This is a genomic window from Pseudoalteromonas sp. OF5H-5 (genome assembly GCF_021530695.1).
Taxonomy (GTDB): Bacteria; Pseudomonadota; Gammaproteobacteria; order Enterobacterales; family Alteromonadaceae; genus Pseudoalteromonas.
Map to the genome: position 1 here is coordinate 1 of NZ_JAKGBF010000012.1, position 20,823 is coordinate 20,823.

Consider the following 20,823-nt stretch of genomic DNA (forward strand, 5'->3'; position numbering starts at 1 on the left):
ATGAGTGGTTAGATATTTATAATTATGAGCGACCTCATGATTCACTTGGTGATATGACACCGGTTGGTTACCTTGAGGCTGCATAGAATTCTACGAAATAGCTGTACTAAATTGGGTGGAGTTACAAGCTCATGGACTCTGAAGTTTGCATTCTTAAAACCAAAAGTAAAAACTTATTCAATAAATACAAATTTTTACCGGTTATTTTTCTATTTTCTTGAGTTGTAAACTTATGGTGCTGTGCACTTACAAAGGCTTCATTAACAGCAATCAGGCACAATTCATCAAGACATCAGGTTTTTTGTGTTTGAACTGTTAATGTCAGTGGTTCTTAAATCACCATTAAGGACAAACCATGAAGTCGAATTTAGCTTTACTCACCCTATTATTTTTAAATCTCAGCGGTTGCTCTATGAATCATGCTGAAGATAAAACCAATGTAAAAGAAAGTATGTATTTTGGTGAGCAGCCACCGGGTTTAGTGCCGAAGATCTTTGAGCCTAAAATAGTTTCACCAAACGGGGAGTTTGAAAGCGGTACATTCACGCCAGATATGCAGTCTTTTTACTTCACCAAAGCGATAGGCGAAGACAAAAAGCGAGGCTTTTTTGTCATCCATAAAGAAAATAATCAGTGGGGAAAGGCGTCAGAAACAGATCTACGTTGGCCGCAGTTTTCTTACGATGGCAGCAAAATGTTCATCGGCAAAATGTATCGAGAGCGCGAAGGGGGTGGTTGGTCAGAGCCTAAAAGCCCAGGTGCGTTCATAAAACATATGGCGCATGGCAGGTCGGTGTCTGCGAGCGGCACTTATTACTTTACCGGATATAAAAAGCGAGGTGTTGTCGGCGCTTTGTATTATTCGCGTCTTATTAACGGGCAGTATGAAGAGCCTATAAAACTAAGAGACGATATGAATCAAGGAGAGTACATAGCAGGTTCTATGATAGCGCCTGACGAATCTTACTTGATTTGGAGTGTGCAACGAGCTGAGGGTTTTGGCCAATCTGATCTCTACATTAGTTTTAAAAAGCAAGATGGCACTTGGTCGAAGGTTATAAACATGGGAGTAACGATTAATACAGAAAAACAAGAAAGCTCTCCTCAATTATCGCCGGATGGAAAATACTTCTTTTTTAATCGGGGTGATTGGCGTGTGAATGGAAGCGGCAAACGTATTTATGAAGGAAAACAGCATTGGGTTGATATTCAACTGATAAAAAACTTAAAACTAAAAAGTGAGTTTACTTAATTATCTTATGTTTACAAACAAAGGCGCGTTTGGCGTCTTTTGACTAATATCTATAGGACACGTAACTGTTCAACTAGTATGCTTATTTACGAGTTACATGGTAAGCAACCAAGCTACAAACTGTTTTGCTTCAACAGCATTGCTAAGGCTTACTTTTCTGAAATCAGCATGATCTTTATAAACAACATTTTGTTTGTTTACAGAGATCGATGAAATCGGTGGGGTGGCTTCTATGTCAGGGGCGGAGCATACTTTGATTACTTATAAGCCAAAGAACACCTGTGCCCTAAATTTGTCGTTCCAGCCAGCTGTTTTCAATTTGCTGCGTTGACTCGGTAAGCCGCATTCACACTGCTTGAGCATATTCATTACAAAGCGCCTGAATAGGGCCATATTTTCCACCGCACCATCGAGACAAATTCTTGATGAATCCTCTTTAAAGGGGGTTATAAAGACACCCATAATTATTTGTCATCAAAGCTGCACTATCCATACACAACCTAATACGATTTGCATTGGCTTAACCGAAAAACGAAAATGATTTCTGTCCAGCAAACAATACTGACAGCCACTACTATTTGCTTACCATGGTTATGGCAGTTTCGACTTAGCTTTGTACAAGGTTGTTCATTATTCGTATCAAAAGCGCTTCTAAAATAAGGTAGTTGTTGGTGTTTGCTCATTTTTCGACACTAAAACTAGTGTATCACGCACGACAAGGGCGCTGTAATTTGCACAGCTTGAGGGGGTATCGCTAAAGGCGTTATTTGGTTAAGCCAGCAAACGTGCACAATTTGCTAGATTTGTGCGCCGTCGTTTTTTAAGGGTTCCACAATAAGCTGTGAGTACTTGTTCTCGACCCACCGCGCCGTGGAAAACCCGAGAAAATTGTGTAGTGAGCTTCATCCAGTTATCAGGTTCGATGTTTAGTCGAGACAGAATAGGTTGAGACTCAAAGATGGCACCGCTTTTGTCGGTGCGAATACATTGACCGGTAAGCTCAACTAATTCTATATAAAACTTGAGTTCAAAAGGCAGCCCTTTTGGCATATGTTTTCGGGGGCTTCCTGCAAACCGTAATAGGCTTTTTGGTTGTTTCCCTTGCCTTGCATGGTCGATACGCTTTTTGATACTGGTAAAGTCAGAGGTTTCAGGTGTTGGGGCTAATTTAGCTCGAATAGGGTTTAAGTCAACGTATGCCATACAAGCGGTTAATGCTGCTTCGTCCAACAAGGGCTGAGATTTAAATCGTCCTTCCCAGAACCGGCCTGTACACTCATCCTCTTTATTTGCTCTACGGGCAATATCCTCGTGAGTACCCGCATAAACCAACTAATATCAGCCAGTCTTTGTCTGTATTTGGTAACATATTCACTGAGTATCAACAGAGGAGCAGCACTGACATCCACAGTTATCTGCTCACCATGGTTATGACAGTTTCGACTTAGCATTGCACAAAATTGTTCATTATTCGTATAAAAAGCGCTTCTAAAATAAGGTAGCTGTTGGTGTTTACGTATTTCTCGACACTAAAACTAGTGTATCGCGCACGGCAACGGGGAATACTGCGCCCTAGGCTATTAATGCGGTAATGGTGTCTGCATGTGCTTGTTCAAATTGAATCTTAAACTAACTACGTGGAGTGTTAAAAAATATTTAAACTTGTTTTGTTTTATTTAAATTTGTTATGTGTTAGGTTTGCAATGCCTTAAATTTCAAGGGCTTTTCTAATAAATGAACTTAATAAATGTATAAAGGAATAATATACAATGAAAGTATTGAACAAAGTTTTTGGTGCAACCGTTTTAGCGTTAGGTGTATCTGCAGGGTCGGCTTCTGCTGCTGAAGTAAAAATCACAGAAGTAGATTATGGTAGTGTGATCATCCAAACTGCTGATGTTGTGTTAAACCACAGCCAAGCAGGCACTTTCTCTATGAATGTGAGCGAAAACCATTTAACTGTAAATGCTCAAGACTCTAATGGACGTAAGTTCCGCTGCGTAATGAATGGCACTGTAAGCTACAGCGATCCTACTATTCTTGAAAGAGTAACGAACATCGCAGCGACAATCTCTGAAGGCGACAGAGTACAATTTGAGGTGCAAAAAAATGTATTACCTCAAGTTTGTCATGTTAAAAAAATGCTAAGCTTCTAAGCTTTGCTATTTCGCAATGGAAAGTGTGCGCACCTTCCATTGCTTTAAGTACTTCTATTTAGCTAGCTTGACTACGCAGTGATAAAAGCTTGGGCAAGATCATGGTGACCATCTCTTTCTAAGCAATCGATAACTTGTTGTTCTACTTGAGTAACTAAGTTACTGCGCTTTAGTTCGATAAAGGCATCGGTAAAACTGTCTTTATATTCTTCCCAACCGCCACAATATGCATTGGCTTCACCGAAAATGGACTTAAATTGATAGGTGATAAGAAAATACTCCCCCGATTCTTGCCATTCTGTTGTGGATTCGTTTACTTGCCGATTTGGATACGTTTGATATAAACCAGTTAAATTATGTGCTTACTATCTGTGCTCGCCACTCCAGTATGGCGGCTGCAGGCAGAGAGTTGTTTAATGTGAGCCGCACCAAAAAGTCACAGGTGAATGACTCCACAAGACTGCAAAAATATCTCGCTAAATTTGGTTTAAGTTGGCGTCAAATACATAGTTAACGCTGAGCGCTTCTATCATTGCTTGTGAAGAAGCGCTTAACTTGTTAAAAGTGCAAATTAAAGCGGTTTGATGGCAATAATATCCACCGCTTTTGCCAACCATCCTTGATACAGTGTAAATACCCGTTTGGTGTAAGCTTGCTGGTGATGAAAATCGAACGCGGCTTGATCGATGAAGCGCTCAACTAAGGTAAGCTGGGTGCGGTTTTCACTTTCATAAAGTTCAAAGCGTAAACATCCGACTTCTGCTCGAGTGGCTGGCAAGATCTCTTGGATTGCGGAAATACAATCTTGATAGTGCTCGGTTTTAGGTGTGATATGGGCGATAAAGTTGACGTTATTGTGGCTGTTGGCCATGGTATTTCTCCATAATGCGTTTAGTAACGGCGGTAACTGGGGCTGATAAAACATAGGCGGCGATGAACGAGGCCGGCCAAGCGTTGGCAAAGGCATGCGCCCATCGCGTAGTAAAGTCCGCCACTAATCCCAAATTGATGTACGTAACCCATCCAGACACCATAAAAGACAGACACAATGACAGCAGTAATGTAAAAATGAGTTTTTGCATGTTTCCTCCTCTGGCTGTTGGTATGATTGTAGGGAATTGCCAGCCGATCAGAATGGCAAAAATGGAAAGCTAAGATTGCGGAGATAGCCATGCTAGATGACTTACGACTCTTTGTTGAGGTAAGCCGCCGAGGAAGTTTTGCCAAGGCGGCAGAAGACCTTGGCATAGGCGCGCCGACCTTATCTAAGCGGATGTTAGCGCTGGAGGAGAAACTCGGTTATCCGCTCTTACTGCGTAGCGCCAGAGGACTTACATTAACTAATCATGGTCAGGCGGTGGTGGATAAAATGGCGGAGTCTTTGCTCGCCTTGCAAGCGCAAAGTGAGGCGCTATCAACACTAGAAGCGTCCACTTTCCACCTGTTATGTCCGCAAAACTTAATGATTGGTCCTTTGTATAATGCGCTGCAATCGTTTCAGGCCCAGCATCCTGAGATCCAATTGCATGTGGAGCCTGCCAATAGTGTGGCCTTACTCAGCCAAAAGCGGTTTGATTTAACCGTCCGAGTTGGGGAGCTGGATGATTCAAGCGTCTATCAAAAGCGGCTGGGGCAAATTGCGGTAAGAGCGGTGGTCGCCAAGGAAATTGCGACTACACAAACCCTGTTTTTGCCCTTTAAAGCATCGCAACTGCCTGCAACTGATGCGTGGCGAGCACTGCTGGCACAGTTTAGTCACGTCTCTTATGTGGGTGATATTACCTTAGTGCGTAAATTGGTAGGCTCGGCTAACGGTGCTGGCGTATTGCCGATGACAGAAATTGCAGCGTTGGCAGCGCAACCTCAAACCGCATTTAGCTATATCGGTGACTGCCAATTTATACGCAGCATCTACGCGCTTTGGCCAAATCAACGAACTCCACCGACTTACACCAGAGATTTTATTGAGTTACTGCAAATGCGGTGTCAGGAGCTTGATTATCTGCAAGGGGCAGTGATAGCTCTGTAAAGAACACCGCACAACCGCATTTATCCTAAGCTCAGATTGCGCTCAAAATGCACGATATCGACATCAGGCTTTAGCTTATAGAGCTGTGCTAAACGTCCGCCTGACTTGACCTTTTCATCCAGTGCTTCAAACATGTTTGAGGCTTCGATGCGTCTTACCAAGCTCTTGCGCTGAATGGGTTTGGCGATAATGGCTTCGATGGCGGTTTTGAGTTGCCCAATGGTAAATTGATCAGGCAAACAATAAACCGGGATCATGGAATATAACGCCTTTTGCTGCAGCCTTGCCTTGGCCTTTTCAATAATATGCTTATGGTCAAAAGCCACAGCAAGATCTGGGATCTCGCTAAGATCCACCCATCTCACATCATCTACCGAGTCTATTTGCGTTGCCACTTGCTGAGGTGAAATCAAGGCGTAATAAACCAAGGTGACACTAAAGCCTCGCGGATCACGGTTGATCCCAGAAAAGGCTTGAAGTTGCTCTAGATATTGTGGGGCAACACTGGTTTTCTCTTTGATCTTACGCAGCGCGCTCATATCCGTGTTGTCATCCAGCTCAACATCAACAAACCCTCCAGGTAATCCCCAGCGGCCTTTGAACGGCGCATGGGGGCGTTTGGTGAGGAGGACTTTTAAGCTACCTTGCCAAATTGTAAATAACACACTGTCTACTGAAAAAAGAGGCGGGTGAAACTGGGATAAATTGTGTTCTGAGCTCATTGATTTTTTAGTTAATGTCTTTTGGACACAATAAACGATTGTTTAGGTTAAAGCAAAACAAAGGTTTCAATGTTAATAAGCGGAGTATATTGTCCCTGTGACTCTATCTTGGCGTTTGATCAAAATTTGTGTTGTTGTGAATTTGTGTCTTTATGACACTATTAATTTTGAGTTGCAAAGGTTGCTATTTTGAGCTTGTAAGTAATGTAAAAGTCCTTTTATTTTAAATGGTTATAGTAGCTGGAAGGGATGGAAGCGGATGTTGTTTTATTATGCGATAGTTAAAAGCGGTATCAGTAGAGGTAAGTATGACGTTCCTTAACGAGTAAGGCTGTGGCATAGTAAAGTCACTTAAATTATTAGCTGAAAGATCACCCTGCAACGTGGCTACAAATATCCCTCGTCATGCGGAGGTGCTGTGGTTATAAAGCGGCTTTAAGAATCTCAGCATTAACTCGTTAAATTAATCTCAACAATGTCTGACCAATATACTGTTTTATATGTAGAAGATGACCCAAGTAGTGCTGAGATATTAAATTTATATCTGGCACAAGCGGATATGCAGGTTGTCCATTTCGATAACGCCCCAGATGCCCACCGAGCCCTACAAAACCTAACATTTCAACTCGCTATTTTAGATGTCATGCTACCCGGTGGTGATGGCCGTGAGTTACTTAAAGAAGCCGTTGCACGCAACATTCCTACCATTATGGTGACCGCCAAAGTGTCTGAAACCGACCGTCTTGAGGGGTTTGAGCTAGGTGCGGACGATTATGTGTGTAAGCCTTATAGCCCACGAGAAGTGATCTCACGAGCAAAGGCACTATGTAAGCGTAGCTATCGCGGTCAGCAGAGTGCCGATTTGTTGTTTGATGGCTTAAGTATCAACCTTGAGAGCAAATCGGTGACGGTAATTCAGCAAACGCCAGCGTTAACGGCGGTGGAGTTCGAGTTATTACTGACCATGGCCAAGCAGCCGCAACAAGTATTTAGCCGCGCGCAATTAATTGAACAAGTATGGGGAAGTGATGCGCCTATTACGGATCGGGCAGTCGATACTCATTTGGCTAACTTGCGTAAAAAACTAGGTGACAGTAAGGCTGAGCCCAAGTTTATCGCCACTCGTTACGGGCAAGGCTATCAATTTATCGCGCGTAAGGTGTCTTCATGAAGCTAAAAACCAAATTTACCTTACTCGTGGCGCTTTGTACCTTTGCGCTACTCGGAAGCTTTTATCAACTATCTAAAAACTCAGCCGAGCGCACTTTTTTAGCATTTAATAAGCAAAGTGCGGTAACGTTTGGTCATTCATTGCTTGATGATGACTTAGTGGAAGAAGCATTGGCTGGCAACACCTTTGCGAGCCCAGAAGCGACGTTAACGTTTTTAGCATCAACCTTTCCTGAGCAGCTGTTTATTTGGCGAGATGCTAACTCAACAGCGGATGTAAAGATCCTCAACCCCGATCTCAGCATAGACTATGAGCAGGTCAAATCCGGTCATCAATTTTCAATTCATCACCCCGGTGTTGCGGCGTTTGTGGTGCAATTTAATGAGGCGCAATATGTGTTATCACCACAGGGTGAGTTGTTTTGGTTGCCTGAGGTATTGCTAGATAGGTCGTTTGAAAAGGAAGCGCTGCAGCAAGCGATGTTGGATGATTTTATGCTTACTTTGGTCATCTTATCGATTATTGCTGCATTACTTGCTTGGTTGGGGTCGTGGTACTTTTTGTCGCCACTTAAACAGCTCAAACGTAGCTTCAAGGCGATAGAGTCGGGCGAGTTAGACACCCGCTTAGCGCTAAAACGCCATGATGAAGTAGGTGAAATCATCAATAGTTTTAATAATCTTGCGGCTTGGCTACAAGGTTTGCATCAGCAGTATAAACAAATGAATTCCGACTTATCTCATGAACTTAGAACACCACTTAACGGCATTCGTTCGCGCTTGGAGGCGATGGAAGACGGTATAGTGCCAATGGATAAGGCTCAGTTAGCGGTGATAACCCAAGACCTTCACAACGTTAACCGTATTATCGACGACCTGTGTTTGTTGTCATTAACCGAGTCAAAGCAGCTGACCTTGTCATCAACACGAGTAAATCTCTCTGAGCTGTTAACATCGACCTTAGTGCGTTACCAAGCACAGGCCGAAGCGCGAGGCGTGAAATTGAACGCAGATATTCTAGAAGATGTGACCGTGACGCTTGATGCCGGAAGAGTCAGACAGATAGTGGTGAACTTATTAGATAATGCCTTTAAATATGGCGCTGATGGTGGCGTTGTGACGTTAAAGCTCAGTTATCAAGATAATGAACTGGTGATTACGGTTGCTGACTGCGGCCAAGGTATGTCGCCTAATCAACTCGAACAGGTGTTTGAGCGCTTTTATCGTGCGCAGGGGTCGCGCCACGATACATCCAGTTTAGGACTCGGCTTGCCAATTTGCCGTCAACTTGCCGAGTTGATGGGGGCGACATTGACCGCGACCAGTACTGAAAATCAAGGCGCAAGCTTTTCACTTCGATTTTCTCGACTAACTTGATAATTGCTTGACAATTGCTCGGCATAGTTAGCTCAACAACGACATCAACAGTTTGAGAGCAAGATTATGAGAGCAATTATTTTATCAGCATTAGCATGTACCACCGTTGGCTGTGGGATCACCGCGTCTACCGCGCCACAATCGCTCACTTTACCGATGAAGTACACCGAGAAAGGTCATGCCTATGTGATGGCAACGCTTAACCATACGGTTACCCATCCTATGATTTTAGACAGTGCTGCGAATGTTGGTATTTTACCGGTTAATCTGAAAGCAGCACTTGCCTTGCCTGAAGACAAGCTAAGCAAAATGGACGTGCAAGGCGCAAGTGGCAGCTCTGAGCTAGTATTGGCAACGATAGACCACACCAGCGTCGGTCACTTAGCAGCAGAGTCGCTTCCTTATGTATTTAAAGATATGACCCGCTTAGATGTGGAAGGCATCTTGCCTGGAATTTTGGGGCATGGATACATGTCGCAATATTGTAATGTGTTTGATTTTAAAAATAATGAGCTGAGTTTGTATCAAGGGGCTTGCCCAAGTAGCGTGACACAGGGCTTGGAGAGTGAAAGTTTTAAAATAGATAACAATTTCATCAAGCTAACTGCAAGTTTTAATGGCGAAGAGGTGGACGCCGTGCTTGATACCGGCGCTCCAACCAACTACATCAACTCACACCTGGCCAATAAACTAACATTAACGCTGGGCGAAGAAGACATCAGCCGAGGGTTAAACGACCAAGCGACCAAAAAGGTGGCCATAGAATCACTGCGTTTTAGCTTAGGTGACAAGGAAATCATCAATACCGAAAGTCACTTATCGGATATGCCTGTGTTTGAGGTGCTTGGATATAAAGATGAGCCGTTTATCCTGCTGGGTTTAAGTAATTTCAACGACGATAAGCTCATTATCGACTACGCTGAGAACAAAATTTACTTTTGATCCCAACGCTGCTGGCTTGACGCTCGACCAGTCAGTAGCTAATTAAATTTCATATTAATTTAGACAGTTATGGTGTTTACTATAGCGAATAGTTATTTGAATGATCATTCAAGTAAAGTTAGTCTAGCATCCAATGAGTAGTTAACCTGAGGTTAGTTAGATCTCAGGTTATACCAATACAAAATGCACCAAGAGGAGCAACTGATGACTGACTTTACAATCCATACCGTAGAATCTGCACCGCAAAAAGGTAAACCATTACTTGAGAAGTCCCAGCAAGCGTTTGGACGTATTCCGAACCTTCATGGTGTAATGGCGGAATCACCAGAGCATCTGCATGGCTATCAAGTGTTACATGAGGCTTTTTTAAATAGCTCGTTCAATAACGATGAAAAAACTGTGGTGTGGCAAGCGATTAATGTAGAACATGAATGTCACTATTGTGTGCCAGCTCACTCTGCCATCGCAAAATCAATGAAAGTGAGTGATGAATTGGTCAAAGCACTGCGCGAGCAAGCACCGCTGGGCGATGAGAAGCTAGAAGTGCTGCGTACCACTACACTTGAAATGCTGCGTGAGCGTGGCAAACTGAGTGATGCACAAACGAAAGCGTTTTTTGCAGCAGGTTATACTAAACAAAATTTGCTGGAAATCATCTTAGCACTAAGTCAAAAAGTGATGAGTAACTACGTGAATCATATCGCACATACTCCACTGGATGATGCATTTAAAACGTTTAAATGATCCAGATAAGTTATCACGCGAATATAAGTTATTGATACGAAATGCCCGATAATGGTTATCGGGCATTGGAAACTGAAAAAAGTGTCTTTAGACGTCCTTTAGCATAGCAGATAAAAACGTCAGGCGCATTTTACAAAGAACTGGTCTAATGACTTAAGCAATTCTCGGTACTAGTGGGTTGTTACCCCTTGTAGTATTCCTTGAACCAACTCACAAGCTCGCTTACACCTTCAGCCACCGATACTTTCGGTTTATAGCCTGTGGCTTCAAATAAATCAGCAGTGTCTGCATATGTACGATAGACATCTCCAGGTTGCATGCCACGGAAATTCTTTTTCGCTTCGATACCTAATTCAGATTCAATGGCTTGTACAAATTCCATCAAGTTAATTGGGTGTCCGTGACCAATGTTATAAACAGCGTAAGGCGCTGAGCTGGAAGCTGGTGAGCCTTGCTCTACAGTCCATTCGCTATTCGCAGATGGCAAAACATCGGCAATCCTAACGACCCCTTCGACTATATCATCAACATGGGTAAAGTCTCGCCACATATCACCATGATTGTTAATGTCGATAGTCTCACCTGAGAGAATCTTCTTGGTGAATATATGCGGTGCCATATCCGGTCGACCCCAGGAGCCATAAACAGTAAAAAAGCGTAAACCGGTGGTGGGAATTTGATACAGATGAGAGTAACTATGCGCCATTAACTCGTTAGATTTCTTAGTTGCTGCGTAAAGCGATATGGGATGATCTACTGAGTCTGAGGTCGAAAAAGGCACTTTCTGGTTGAGACCATAAACAGAGCTTGAAGATGCATAGATAAGATGGCCTACATTAGTTGCTCTGCATCCTTCTAAAATGTTTAAGTGGCCCACCAAGTTTGAGTCGGCGTAAGCATGAGGATTTTCAATCGAATAGCGTACACCGGCTTGAGCAGCTAGATGAATAACGCGGTGAAACTGGTGGCTTTCAAAGAGCGCTAATGTTTGCTCACGATCACTAATATCGAGTTTGATAAACTGAAATAATGGGTGTTCTATACGTGCAAGACGCGCTTCTTTAAGACTAACTTCGTAATAGTCATTGAGGTTATCAATGCCAACAACTCGGTGCCCTTGGTTTGTTAGCTTTTTCACCACTGCACTACCGATAAAGCCAGCCGCACCAGTTACTAAATAGTTCATTGTTGTTCTCCTCAATCAGAACCGAATAGATCCCGAGTGTAAATTTTTTCAGCGACGTCCCTGATCTCATCAACAACTCGGTTGGCAACAACAACATCACTATGTGCTTTGAATTCACCTAAATCACGGTAAACCGTTGAACCAAAAAACTCAGCTTCCTCTAGCACCGGTTCGTAAACTATCACTGTGATGCCTTTCGCTTTGAGGCGTTTCATGATGCCCTGAATAGAGGATGCTCGAAAGTTATCAGATCCTGATTTCATGATTAAACGATAGATCCCCACTGTTTTAGGATTTCGACTTAAGATCGCATCAGAAATAAAGTCTTTTCTTGTGGTATTTGCATCAACAATGGCTCGGATAAGGTTGTTTGGTACATCTTTGTAGTTGGCTAATAGCTGCTTAGTGTCTTTCGGTAAACAGTAGCCACCGTAACCAAAGGATGGATTATTGTAATGCGCGCCGATACGAGGATCTAGCCCCACGCCTTCAATGATTTGTCTGGTGTTTAGGCCATGGATTTCAGCATAAGAATCGAGCTCATTGAAATAGGCAACACGCATTGCTAAATAGGTGTTAGAAAATAGCTTGATAGCTTCGGCTTCGGTTGCATCGGTGAAAAGTACTGCAATATCGCGCTTTTCGGCACCGTTTGCTAATAGTTGGGCAAACTTTTCAGCTCGTTCACTGCGCTCACCAACAATAATGCGAGAGGGGTGAAGGTTGTCATAAAGCGCTTTACCCTCTCTTAAAAACTCTGGTGAAAATATAAGATTACTAGTATCTAGCTGCTCTGAAACCCGAGTTGTATAACCCACAGGGACAGTTGATTTTATCACCATGACTGCTGTAGGGTTAATGGCTTTAACCTCGCGAATCACGCTTTCTACCGTCTGAGTATTAAAGTAGTTAGTTTGAGGATCGTAATCCGTGGGAGTGGCGATAATTACGTAGTCTGCATGTTCATAAGCTATTTGCTTATCTGATGTCGCGATTAGACTCAGCTCCCTCTCTTGTAGAAACTGAGTTACGCAATCATCTTCAATTGGTGACTGGCGCTGGTTAAGCATTGATACTTTGTGCTCATCCACATCAAAAGCGATAACATCATTGTGTTGAGCGAGTAACACAGCATTTGAGATACCTACGTATCCTGCCCCTACTACTGTTATTTTCATAATCTATATCTCTACCTTTTGATATGAGACGGTTGTGACTTTGATTGCCTCAAAAATTTATAACTCAGCATTTTTAAAGAGTGCAATATACTTTTTCGCCGCATTATTTACGCTGAATTCCCAACCTCGAGCTTGCAACGCTTGAGTGTCTCGGTTTTGTTGTAGTTCAGCTATGATCCCGTCAGCAAATGCTTGTGGGTTTTGCATAGGTACAAGTGTACCCAATTGACCATCTTTTAGAATTTCCCGAGGACCTGCAACACAGTCACAGGAAACGACAGGTTTACCTATGGCTAGCGACTCTACCATTGCATTTGGTAGTCCTTCCCACAAAGATGACATTACAAACAGATCTGCTTTACGAATAAATTTATATGGGTTGTCAGTAAAGCCATACAAGTCTACTTTATCTGCGATCCCTAGTGCTTCAATATGGGTCTTTAATTGTTCTTCAAGTTCACCATTTCCTAAAATAAGCAGTTTAAAAGGCTTATCGGGATGCTGTTGTGTTAGTAAAGCGAATGCTTGCAACATCGTACCGTAGTCTTTTTGCACATTTAGGCGACCTGCTGCTACTAACACAATGTTATTGGAATCAAAGAATGGGTGTTCTACATGCTCTTGTGCAAGAGTTAAGAGGTTCTCTGAGACCACTGGATTATATATGGTATGAGCCTTTTTTTGCAGCGCGGAGCTTAGATTTGCAACGGTGATACGTACGTCATCTGACACACAAAGAACTTTATCTGCTTGTGGGTAGAATAGTTTGATAGCCAGTGTTCTTATCTTGTTCTTGAGCCAGCTATAGGCAATAAGCTTTACTGGCACTGCTTGAATAACATACCATCTGCAATCTTTAGGTAAACGTGCTCTGTGTTTTAGTGCTTGAATAAACTGCTGACCCATACAACATACGACAATATCTGGATTTAAAGATATCAGCTGTGCACCTAACTCGCTCTTAAGTTGTTTGCCTGACACGCCACCCAAAGTATGATAAGTGACTTGCTTTGGCACCATGGCTTTATTTTCACCTCCAGGTTGATTGACAATGAGGTGAACATTAAGCGCGTTTTCTGTATCGTTATCTTTGATGCCTTGCAATAAGCGCATAGTACGCCTTTGCACGCCACCACCAAATAAATCATCAAGGTAAAAAACTACGTTCATTTATTCTATTCCTAAAATGGTGTTCTTAAGTTGCGTAGTGGCATGAACAGCAGAAAAGTGACTACGTGCGCAAACACTGATTTGTGTCCTAGTGACAGTCGAATCATGATAGTAATTCGCGATAGCGTTTGGTAGTGCTTCTGGCGAATCAATGAAATTGCCTGTTTGCCCTGCAATAATGGCTTCTTTGGCACCGAATCGGTTGTAGCCAATGGACCAACAACCACAACTACTTGCTTCCATAAACACTAAGCCAAGAGACTCTTGCAAGTTTGAGAGTAAAACAAAGATATCGGCTTGATTATATGTTGTGGCCAACTGGCGATGATTTAAGCGACCGAGAAAGTGAACCTGCTCAGATAGCCCAAGCGTTTTGATGTAACTCTCAAGTTCAGCCCTGAATGGGCCATCACCAACGATATTCCAACGAATAGGTATATCCAATATCTCACGTATTTTTACTATTTGTTGAGCGACCTCTATGTACCCTTTTTCTTTTACAATGCGGCTAGCTGTAACGAGCGTTAAAGGACGGACTACCTCAACTTCCGGCTGCAATTGAAAACACTCGGTGTCGATGCCATTGCGTATTACGACAGTATTCTGCGCAACAAGTGTCTTTATTTTCTCATCAGCTATGCTGTCTAATAATTTTTGCTTCATGTAATCAGACACAGCAATAACTTTTTGTGCCTTGATACACATATTTAGAAAGGTATCTCGGTAGCGTGCATCCTGAATAAGAAATTCAGGTTCTGAACCATGTAAATAGATGATGCAGCGGCTACAACAATAGCCGCGAAAAAGCGTTAACCACAGCTTCTTGTAATACAGGTCATTTATAATGATTACATCTGATAGCAAAGCGCGAAAAGCAAAAAAGAAGCCAGCAACGCGAGCAAAAGGGGATGCAAAGTGTGTCGCGGCAACGCTTTTGGTGATGTTCAACCCCAATGCGCGCAACCCCGTAAATATCGTTTGCGCAACGACGCCTGCGCCACCAAGCATTGGTGGCTGTTCGTGGCTGAGTAAATACACCGTTTTAGGTTTACTCACCATGTGCTCCAATCTCGCGAACAATACCTTGTAGCTGCGTTTTGAGCTCTATAATGTCCTTATCTGCGTATAATCCTAAAAAGTTTTCAATCTTTTTAGAGATAACCCATGGTTGTATCGCCGCGCCTTCTATTTTGCCAAGTATGAGGGAGTGCATTCGACCCGAAAAAACGGTATCAATAACCGATAACTCGCGGCGGTACGCTTCTAGTGGTAACACGCCATCAATCAACCTTACGTCAGCGCTCACTGCACTAGCACTTAATCGCTGATATAAGTCACGGTTACACTGCGCATCAGTATGCGTTGTGGAGGCAAGCACAATAGGAGTACCAGGCGTGTGCATTGCTAATACTTTGTCGTACCAGACCGTGAGATATTCTTGGTAGCTTTCTACCTTTGGCGCTGACACTTCATGACGATAACGTTTAAATACTGCGTAATCTGTCATTCCAACCATGAGTCCCTTGCGGGTTTCTTGACCTACAATCGGCTGTAAGCCGAATGCTAAATCAGGACAAAACTCAGCGTTAGCGGTAAAGTAATTATCTAACTTAACGACAGACTCATGCTCTCTCACACAAATTCGGGTGGTTGTTGTTAAGGCTTTGCTGATCAGCCAAGTTTCACTGCGATGAAAATGCTCGCCGCATCCTACACCCAATAAATATAGTGGGATTTTATTTTTTTTCGCATAACGTGCCCAGGCATACAACGCTGGCGGAAATGCAGCGCCAGATAAAATGAGCTGTCCACCACCAATAATTATGCCATCGTAATTACCGCTGCAGCTTTGTTTTATTCTGCCTTTATGTTTTAGCAACCACATCAGCAGATAAAATGGTTTGAATTTAAATAGAGTTTTACGCAACTTTTGGCTTAATGTTGGAGACACGCTTTCATCAGCATTACTACCTTCGGGGGCAGTATGCGTGGTAGAGTAGGGTTCACTGACATAGTTGCAACCCGCCTCACTCAATAGTGCTTTTAAGCCTTCATTGATAGCATGATCGCCAATATTGTCTGAGCCATTCTCATTAACGAGCAGAAACGTTTTCAATCTATAACCCCTATTAATTCTTTTTTGCTTTCTTGAGCATTTGAAGAGTGTGTTTTCCTGCTTCTAGCTTTAGAAGTAAAGCGAGAGCTAGGTACATGGCGACAGCTACACTGCCGAGTAAAATTAGCTCGACCCAAACATTTAAAGCTAAGTATTGTTGCGCCAACCACACTGATATTCCAGTGAATGCCGCGATAAGTAGACTCGGTATGAAGTCTGAAAGTTGTTCTTTAAGTGGATAATCCACGAGTCGATTAGCAAAGATAACACTCGGAAAGTAAACTAAATATTGGCTGGCTAATTGCCCGAATAGGATTGCGGTTACGCCGTGCTCATAGGTAAAAAATAATGCGATTAGACCCAAGGCTGCTTTGCACAGCTCTAAATACAAAAACCAATCGCTACGACCTTTTACTTTCATAATATTTATATTGATCGAAGCTAAAGGCATAGCCATGCTAGTTAGACACATAATCTGCAAATAGGGTACCGCTGGTAACCATTTCTCAGGGAGTAATGCTTGAAAAATAAGGTTAGATAACGCGCAAAGTGTAATCAGAACAGGAAAGACTAAAAAAGTCATGATAGACATCACACGTTGGTAGCCATTTTTAAGCCGCGCACTATCACTTTGAATAGAAGAAAGTGCAGGGAACGTAACCGTTTGAATTGAAGTTATGAGTTGTGAAACCAATAACTCGCGGATCCGATCCGCAAAAAAATACAACCCAGCAACCGACGCGCTTAAGACTTTTGCGACTACCATAACTGTAAAGTTTTTATAAAAGGTATCTAGGAAACTCGAAAGTAGGATTTTATAGCCATAATTATAGATTTCTTTTAAAGATTCCATCGAAACGCTGAGGGTAGGTCGCCAATCACTTTGCCACCAAAGAAATGCTGCAATTAGGATTGCTGTAATCTGGATCTGGATAATTAACGCCCATACACCAAATCCTAGATAGGCGAGAAAAACCGCGCTGATACCAGATATAAAAACTGCTGGAAAGTTCGCTCGTAAAATCCGATTAAACTGCATTTCACGTGATAGCATTGCCATTTGAACGACATGTAGAGAGTTAAAAATCAAAGACAGAGCGCTCACTCTAATCATCAGTGTGAGTTCCGCGCGCTGGTAAAAGTCGGCGACAAAAGGAGCACTGAAAAATAGTATAGCGACGGCTAAAACAGCGATGGCAATGTTGGCAAAAAATGCAGTATTGGTATCTACCTGAGAGAGATTTTCTTTTCGGATCAATGCAGAGCGAAAGCCCGATTCCATCAATGTTTGACCCAAAGTTAAAAACAATGCCATCATGGCAACCAAGCCATATTCATCAGGTGTTAGGAAGTAAGCCAACACTAAGGTGACTAATACCGTGATCCCTCGTCTTGCAAGTTGCTCAATAAAACTATAAATCACGCTAAAAAGCGTCTTTTTCTCTAACATCTAGTTCGTTTACCAATAGTTCGAAACATACATGAGTCTTTCAGATGTATGCGGTATTCCAAGTGAGTAAAGTTGAGCTACTTAACAGTTCATATGAAGAAGGTTTCTTATTAAGACTATAAAGTAAATATTCGAAACCCAATATTTTATAGTATTCAGCCTCATTACTCCAGCTGCAACATGTTGACGTCGCGCGTTATCGAATCACGGGATCTAAGTGTAATATGTTCCTTAAATAGGAGGAATTCATAAAGTGTATAAGTGTGTATCTGTAGAAAGCTTTAAATATCCCTTTTTGCCACTGCTTTATCAGAAACATAAAATCATAAAAGAAATGGCGCTAGTTTGGGGCAGGCAGAACGAAAGTGGGTTTGGCGTAGGCGTAACAAAACCAACTTGAATCGCATTATATGTCTAGAGGAGAATGAGAGGTAGGCCTCTCATTCGTTAATATCACTCGCTTTCTAATCCTTCAAGCTGTAAGCCTATCTGAGTGCTTAAAACCCCCGCTTGTGTACGCAATTGTGCATTCAAGGTTGTGAGATCTGTTTGTGCGTCTGTGTGTCTGTAGATAGCACGACTACCACGAACATAGCTGAGAACTAGGCTATTATCGCGAGCAAAAGAATGTGCATTGACGAGAGGCAAGTGTTCAACAATGATTTCACCCGTTACTGTGTAGATTTCTCCTGTAGAAGGAGATTGTAGTTTCAATCCCTTAACGAGCGTGGTGTTATCTCCCTCAAGAGAAACAAAAGCGTGGTTATTAATACTTATTTCAGCACCGTGTGGCGCCTCAGTTAATTCTATCAACACATTGTCGGTCGCAAGAGCTTGGCCACTAAGTAGTATGACTGATAAAAAGAGTGCTTTCATAATGGTTCTCCTTAGTTATGACCAATAAAACGAATTTGCCAAGAGGTAAGCTGGCCATCTTGCGCATTATTTCTGTGTACAGCACGAATGTCCGGTGCGCCACTTACTGGATCAAAGATAAAGGTTTCGTCCTCACTTTGTGTATCAATTAACCGAATGGTCCATTGGCCTTGCGCAGGTTCGCCATAGAAGTGATGCGATAGCATTTGCATATCATTAAAGCCGTTGCGTCCAGAAATAGTTCCTGTTCTTGGCGTCATTAATACGCTGCGAGTACCTGATGGAGAAATAAGCTCAATTGCAACGTCACGGGTACTGGTATGCTCACCGGTTACACGGATCTGTACGGCTTCTACGGTGACATCGTTGTCAATTTGTACCGAACTTTCTGCGCCAGCAAGGCTACCGTCAGGAATGGTGACATTAGCATTAACTTGCTGCCAAGGGGTGACAGTGAAATTACCTCTATCTTCATTATAGAAACGAGCCATATTTACTGCAGCATCAACATCAATTGCACCAAAGCCGTAGAAGCCATGGTAGTTATAACCTGCAGCATTGCGCTGCCATGCGGGGATCGCATCATATTGTTGTGCTTCTCCAGCCGCATTATTAAAGGTCAATGTAACGCCAGGATTGTCCGCATCAATTTTACGCGCTGTAGAGGCTAAGATATGTCTCACATCGCGCCAAGTTAATGCCGGGTTTGCTGACATGATAAGTGCAATTGCCCCTGTTGTGTTTGGTGCAGCGGAAGAAGTGCCGTTCATCGTTGCATTATAATCACAATTAGGATCCAGTGGATGGCTTCCATGTAAGGTGTTACGCAGATTGGTCGGGTTGCTTCCCCAGTCACAGCCACTGATGTCCGTAGAGATTATAGCGGGAGTGGTTGAGCCGTACTCACCGCCAGGCGCACTGACAAAGACGCTTGAACCAACCGTAGAGTATGACGAGCGTTTACCGTCAGCATTATAAGCAGACACAACCAAATTCCAATAGCTGGTATCAATACGCTCTAAGTTAACATCTTGCATTGGTAAGCCATGGTTACGATTTGCAAACCATAGATACCCAGGCCCTAAACCACTGGCATTAAAGCTTTGAGCTTGGTAACCATTACCTGCAGATTTTACGAAAATTGCACCGCGGCCGCTGTGACTTGTAGTCGTGATCTCTTCTTGAGCATCTTCATAGGTCTGTAGCCATGGAGAGAAGTCGTAGTTAAATGTTTGCGGTGATGAAAGGGTTCGGCCATAGCTTTGGTTAAATACTCTAGGAAAATCAAAAGAAGCTTTGTTGAAACCATCAGAATACATGCCGTGAGACTGTAACCAATTTTCCATACTTCCGTTTTTAAGATAGTTAAAGCCAACGAGCCCGGCTCTAGGTGCGACACCACGACCGCCAATGCCATTAAATGCACTGGCAGCAATGATACCTGCGACACCTGTACCGTGACCATCGCCGCTGTTGGCTGGTTTTAAATCAGCAGAATTCGTAAGGAAATCCCATGAGCCTGGTTTTACATTGTTTATAAGATCAGGGTGAGTAAGCTCAACACCACCGTCGATGACTGCGGTGGTTACGCCTGTTCCCATAATACCAAGCGCATGAGTAAGGCTAAGGTTTAGATCTTCTCCTGCAACACCACCTCGCTCAGAAAAAGCATTTTGCCCTGTATTTTTCAAATGCCATTGTTGGTTGACAAGGGGATCACCTGGAAATAATGGGTATTCTTGTTGGGCACTAACAGTGCCATGAAGTATGCCTAGCAAAGTAGCTAGATAAGTTATTTTTATTTTCATGGTATCTCAGTTTTTATTGTTTCTTTTACAAGAACAAACTATATACCCTAAAAAGGGACTTAATGTAAATAGTGGGTTATATATGTATTTTTGTTGTTTTTATTTTGTTTGTTATAAGTGGGGCTACTTTGTGCTTACAGGAATTATGGACGGACGCGTTAGAATATAGCTGAGCACTCCGGCTTCGGTTATAGCGACAGACCACACCACCCAAACAGGTGCGCCACTAAAGCTCAGTGCCAGTAAGCCAACACTCATGCCAACCGCCGCGCCAATCTTGCCTTTTATGGGGATCACCTGATGTTGTCGCCATGCAAGCAGACTCGGGCCAAATTTGGGGTGGGTAAGCAGCCAGTTTTCTAACTTAGGAGAAGAGCGGGTAAAGCAAGCAAGGGCAAGAATAAAAAAGATGGTGGTAGGCATAACAGGCAGTGCCATGCCGATAAAGCCGAGACCAACAAAGACGATGCCAGCAACATGCAGCCAAAAACAACGATTGAATAAGGGGATTTTTTTACGCATAGGCATCCTCATATTTCGGGAGTGCTGAACTGGCAGCGCATCATGGTGACCTGAGCCAACATTGTTAACCAGAAGCCAATTATTAAAAGCATATCACAGCGGCTGAAATTCGCGAATTTTCAACT

Annotated in this window: 20 protein-coding genes and 2 pseudogenes; 8 read left to right on the forward strand and 14 right to left on the reverse strand. The window is 42.9% G+C overall.

Annotated elements, in window-relative coordinates; genetic code table 11:
* Positions 1-86 (forward strand): integrase core domain-containing protein (locus L1271_RS24960; protein ID WP_442960406.1); only part of this gene is annotated, 86 nt, incomplete at its 5' end.
* A gap of 269 nt (positions 87-355) precedes the next feature.
* Positions 356-1,252 (forward strand): hypothetical protein, encoded by an 897-nt coding sequence (locus L1271_RS16815; protein ID WP_235368325.1) that lies wholly within the window; start codon positions 356-358, stop codon positions 1,250-1,252.
* A gap of 261 nt (positions 1,253-1,513) precedes the next feature.
* Here the strand turns inward: L1271_RS16815 and L1271_RS16820 are convergent.
* Together L1271_RS16820 and L1271_RS16825 are read right to left on the reverse strand one after the other, a co-directional pair.
* Positions 1,514-1,693: pseudogene (locus tag L1271_RS16820) on the reverse strand (transposase); the annotation flags it as partial.
* A 330-nt stretch (positions 1,694-2,023) separates the two neighbouring features.
* Positions 2,024-2,619, reverse strand: a pseudogene (locus L1271_RS16825) (transposase); the annotation flags it as partial.
* Between the two features lie 402 nt (positions 2,620-3,021).
* Between L1271_RS16825 and L1271_RS16830 the strand changes: the two are divergent.
* Positions 3,022-3,408: a hypothetical protein gene (locus tag L1271_RS16830; RefSeq protein ID WP_010606954.1), complete on the forward strand. Its 387-nt coding sequence runs from the start codon at positions 3,022-3,024 to the stop codon at positions 3,406-3,408.
* A 571-nt stretch (positions 3,409-3,979) separates the two neighbouring features.
* Here the strand turns inward: L1271_RS16830 and L1271_RS16835 are convergent.
* Both L1271_RS16835 and L1271_RS16840 read right to left on the reverse strand, forming a co-directional pair.
* Positions 3,980-4,279: a putative quinol monooxygenase gene (locus L1271_RS16835; protein WP_211858869.1), complete on the reverse strand. Its 300-nt coding sequence runs from the start codon at positions 4,277-4,279 to the stop codon at positions 3,980-3,982.
* A complete protein-coding gene (locus tag L1271_RS16840; protein WP_010606951.1) occupies positions 4,260-4,490 on the reverse strand; it encodes a DUF2798 domain-containing protein in 231 nt (76 codons plus the stop codon). Before L1271_RS16840 ends, L1271_RS16835 begins: the two co-directional genes overlap by 20 nt.
* 89 nt (positions 4,491-4,579) lie before the next feature.
* Here L1271_RS16840 and L1271_RS16845 point away from each other — a divergent pair, with 89 nt between their 5' ends.
* Positions 4,580-5,437, forward strand: a complete 858-nt coding sequence (locus L1271_RS16845; RefSeq protein ID WP_211858868.1) for a LysR family transcriptional regulator — start codon at positions 4,580-4,582, stop codon at positions 5,435-5,437.
* Between the two features lie 20 nt (positions 5,438-5,457).
* Here the strand turns inward: L1271_RS16845 and L1271_RS16850 are convergent, their stop codons facing one another.
* The gene (locus tag L1271_RS16850) at positions 5,458-6,102 is read right to left on the reverse strand and encodes an NUDIX hydrolase (protein ID WP_235368326.1); all 645 of its coding nucleotides are present in this window, start codon (positions 6,100-6,102) and stop codon (positions 5,458-5,460) included.
* Positions 6,103-6,634: 532 nt separating this feature from the next.
* Between L1271_RS16850 and L1271_RS16855 the strand changes: the two genes are divergently transcribed.
* The 4 genes from L1271_RS16855 (at position 6,635) to L1271_RS16870 (ending at position 10,392) form a co-directional block, all read left to right on the forward strand.
* The gene (locus tag L1271_RS16855) at positions 6,635-7,330 is read left to right on the forward strand and encodes a response regulator transcription factor (protein WP_235368327.1); all 696 of its coding nucleotides are present in this window, start codon (positions 6,635-6,637) and stop codon (positions 7,328-7,330) included.
* On the forward strand, positions 7,327-8,706 hold the full coding sequence (locus L1271_RS16860) for a sensor histidine kinase (RefSeq protein ID WP_235368328.1): 1,380 nt from the start codon (positions 7,327-7,329) through the stop codon (positions 8,704-8,706). The genes L1271_RS16855 and L1271_RS16860 overlap by 4 nt, the downstream gene beginning before the upstream one ends.
* A gap of 66 nt (positions 8,707-8,772) precedes the next feature.
* Positions 8,773-9,648: a retropepsin-like aspartic protease gene (locus tag L1271_RS16865; RefSeq protein WP_235368329.1), complete on the forward strand. Its 876-nt coding sequence runs from the start codon at positions 8,773-8,775 to the stop codon at positions 9,646-9,648.
* A 204-nt stretch (positions 9,649-9,852) separates the two neighbouring features.
* Positions 9,853-10,392 carry a carboxymuconolactone decarboxylase family protein gene (locus L1271_RS16870; protein ID WP_235368330.1) on the forward strand — a complete coding sequence of 180 codons (540 nt, stop codon included), beginning with the start codon at positions 9,853-9,855 and terminating at the stop codon, positions 10,390-10,392.
* 181 nt (positions 10,393-10,573) lie between these two features.
* On the opposite strand, the gene L1271_RS16875 is transcribed toward L1271_RS16870, so the two are convergent.
* The 9 genes from L1271_RS16875 to L1271_RS16915 all read right to left on the reverse strand — a co-directional run bounded on the left by L1271_RS16875 (position 10,574) and on the right by L1271_RS16915 (position 20,698).
* Positions 10,574-11,578 (reverse strand): NAD-dependent epimerase, encoded by a 1,005-nt coding sequence (locus L1271_RS16875; RefSeq protein WP_010606944.1) that lies wholly within the window; start codon positions 11,576-11,578, stop codon positions 10,574-10,576.
* A gap of 11 nt (positions 11,579-11,589) precedes the next feature.
* On the reverse strand, positions 11,590-12,756 hold the full coding sequence (locus L1271_RS16880; protein ID WP_235368331.1) for a nucleotide sugar dehydrogenase: 1,167 nt from the start codon (positions 12,754-12,756) through the stop codon (positions 11,590-11,592).
* 57 nt (positions 12,757-12,813) lie between these two features.
* Positions 12,814-13,926 carry a glycosyltransferase gene (locus L1271_RS16885; RefSeq protein WP_235368332.1) on the reverse strand — a complete coding sequence of 371 codons (1,113 nt, stop codon included), beginning with the start codon at positions 13,924-13,926 and terminating at the stop codon, positions 12,814-12,816.
* Complete coding sequence (locus L1271_RS24860; RefSeq protein WP_235368333.1) at positions 13,927-14,982, reverse strand: glycosyltransferase family 4 protein; 1,056 nt, start codon at positions 14,980-14,982, stop codon at positions 13,927-13,929.
* Positions 14,975-16,042 carry a polysaccharide pyruvyl transferase family protein gene (locus L1271_RS16895; protein WP_010606940.1) on the reverse strand — a complete coding sequence of 356 codons (1,068 nt, stop codon included), beginning with the start codon at positions 16,040-16,042 and terminating at the stop codon, positions 14,975-14,977. Before L1271_RS16895 ends, L1271_RS24860 begins: the two co-directional genes overlap by 8 nt.
* Before the next feature lie 13 nt (positions 16,043-16,055).
* Positions 16,056-17,492: a lipopolysaccharide biosynthesis protein gene (locus L1271_RS16900; protein WP_010606939.1), complete on the reverse strand. Its 1,437-nt coding sequence runs from the start codon at positions 17,490-17,492 to the stop codon at positions 16,056-16,058.
* Between the two features lie 453 nt (positions 17,493-17,945).
* A complete protein-coding gene (locus L1271_RS16905) occupies positions 17,946-18,368 on the reverse strand; it encodes a hypothetical protein (protein WP_010606938.1) in 423 nt (140 codons plus the stop codon).
* A gap of 11 nt (positions 18,369-18,379) precedes the next feature.
* Positions 18,380-20,176 (reverse strand): S8 family serine peptidase, encoded by a 1,797-nt coding sequence (locus tag L1271_RS16910; protein WP_235368334.1) that lies wholly within the window; start codon positions 20,174-20,176, stop codon positions 18,380-18,382.
* A gap of 123 nt (positions 20,177-20,299) precedes the next feature.
* Complete coding sequence (locus L1271_RS16915) at positions 20,300-20,698, reverse strand: YbaN family protein (RefSeq protein WP_010606936.1); 399 nt, start codon at positions 20,696-20,698, stop codon at positions 20,300-20,302.
* Positions 20,699-20,823: the final 125 nt, after the last annotated feature.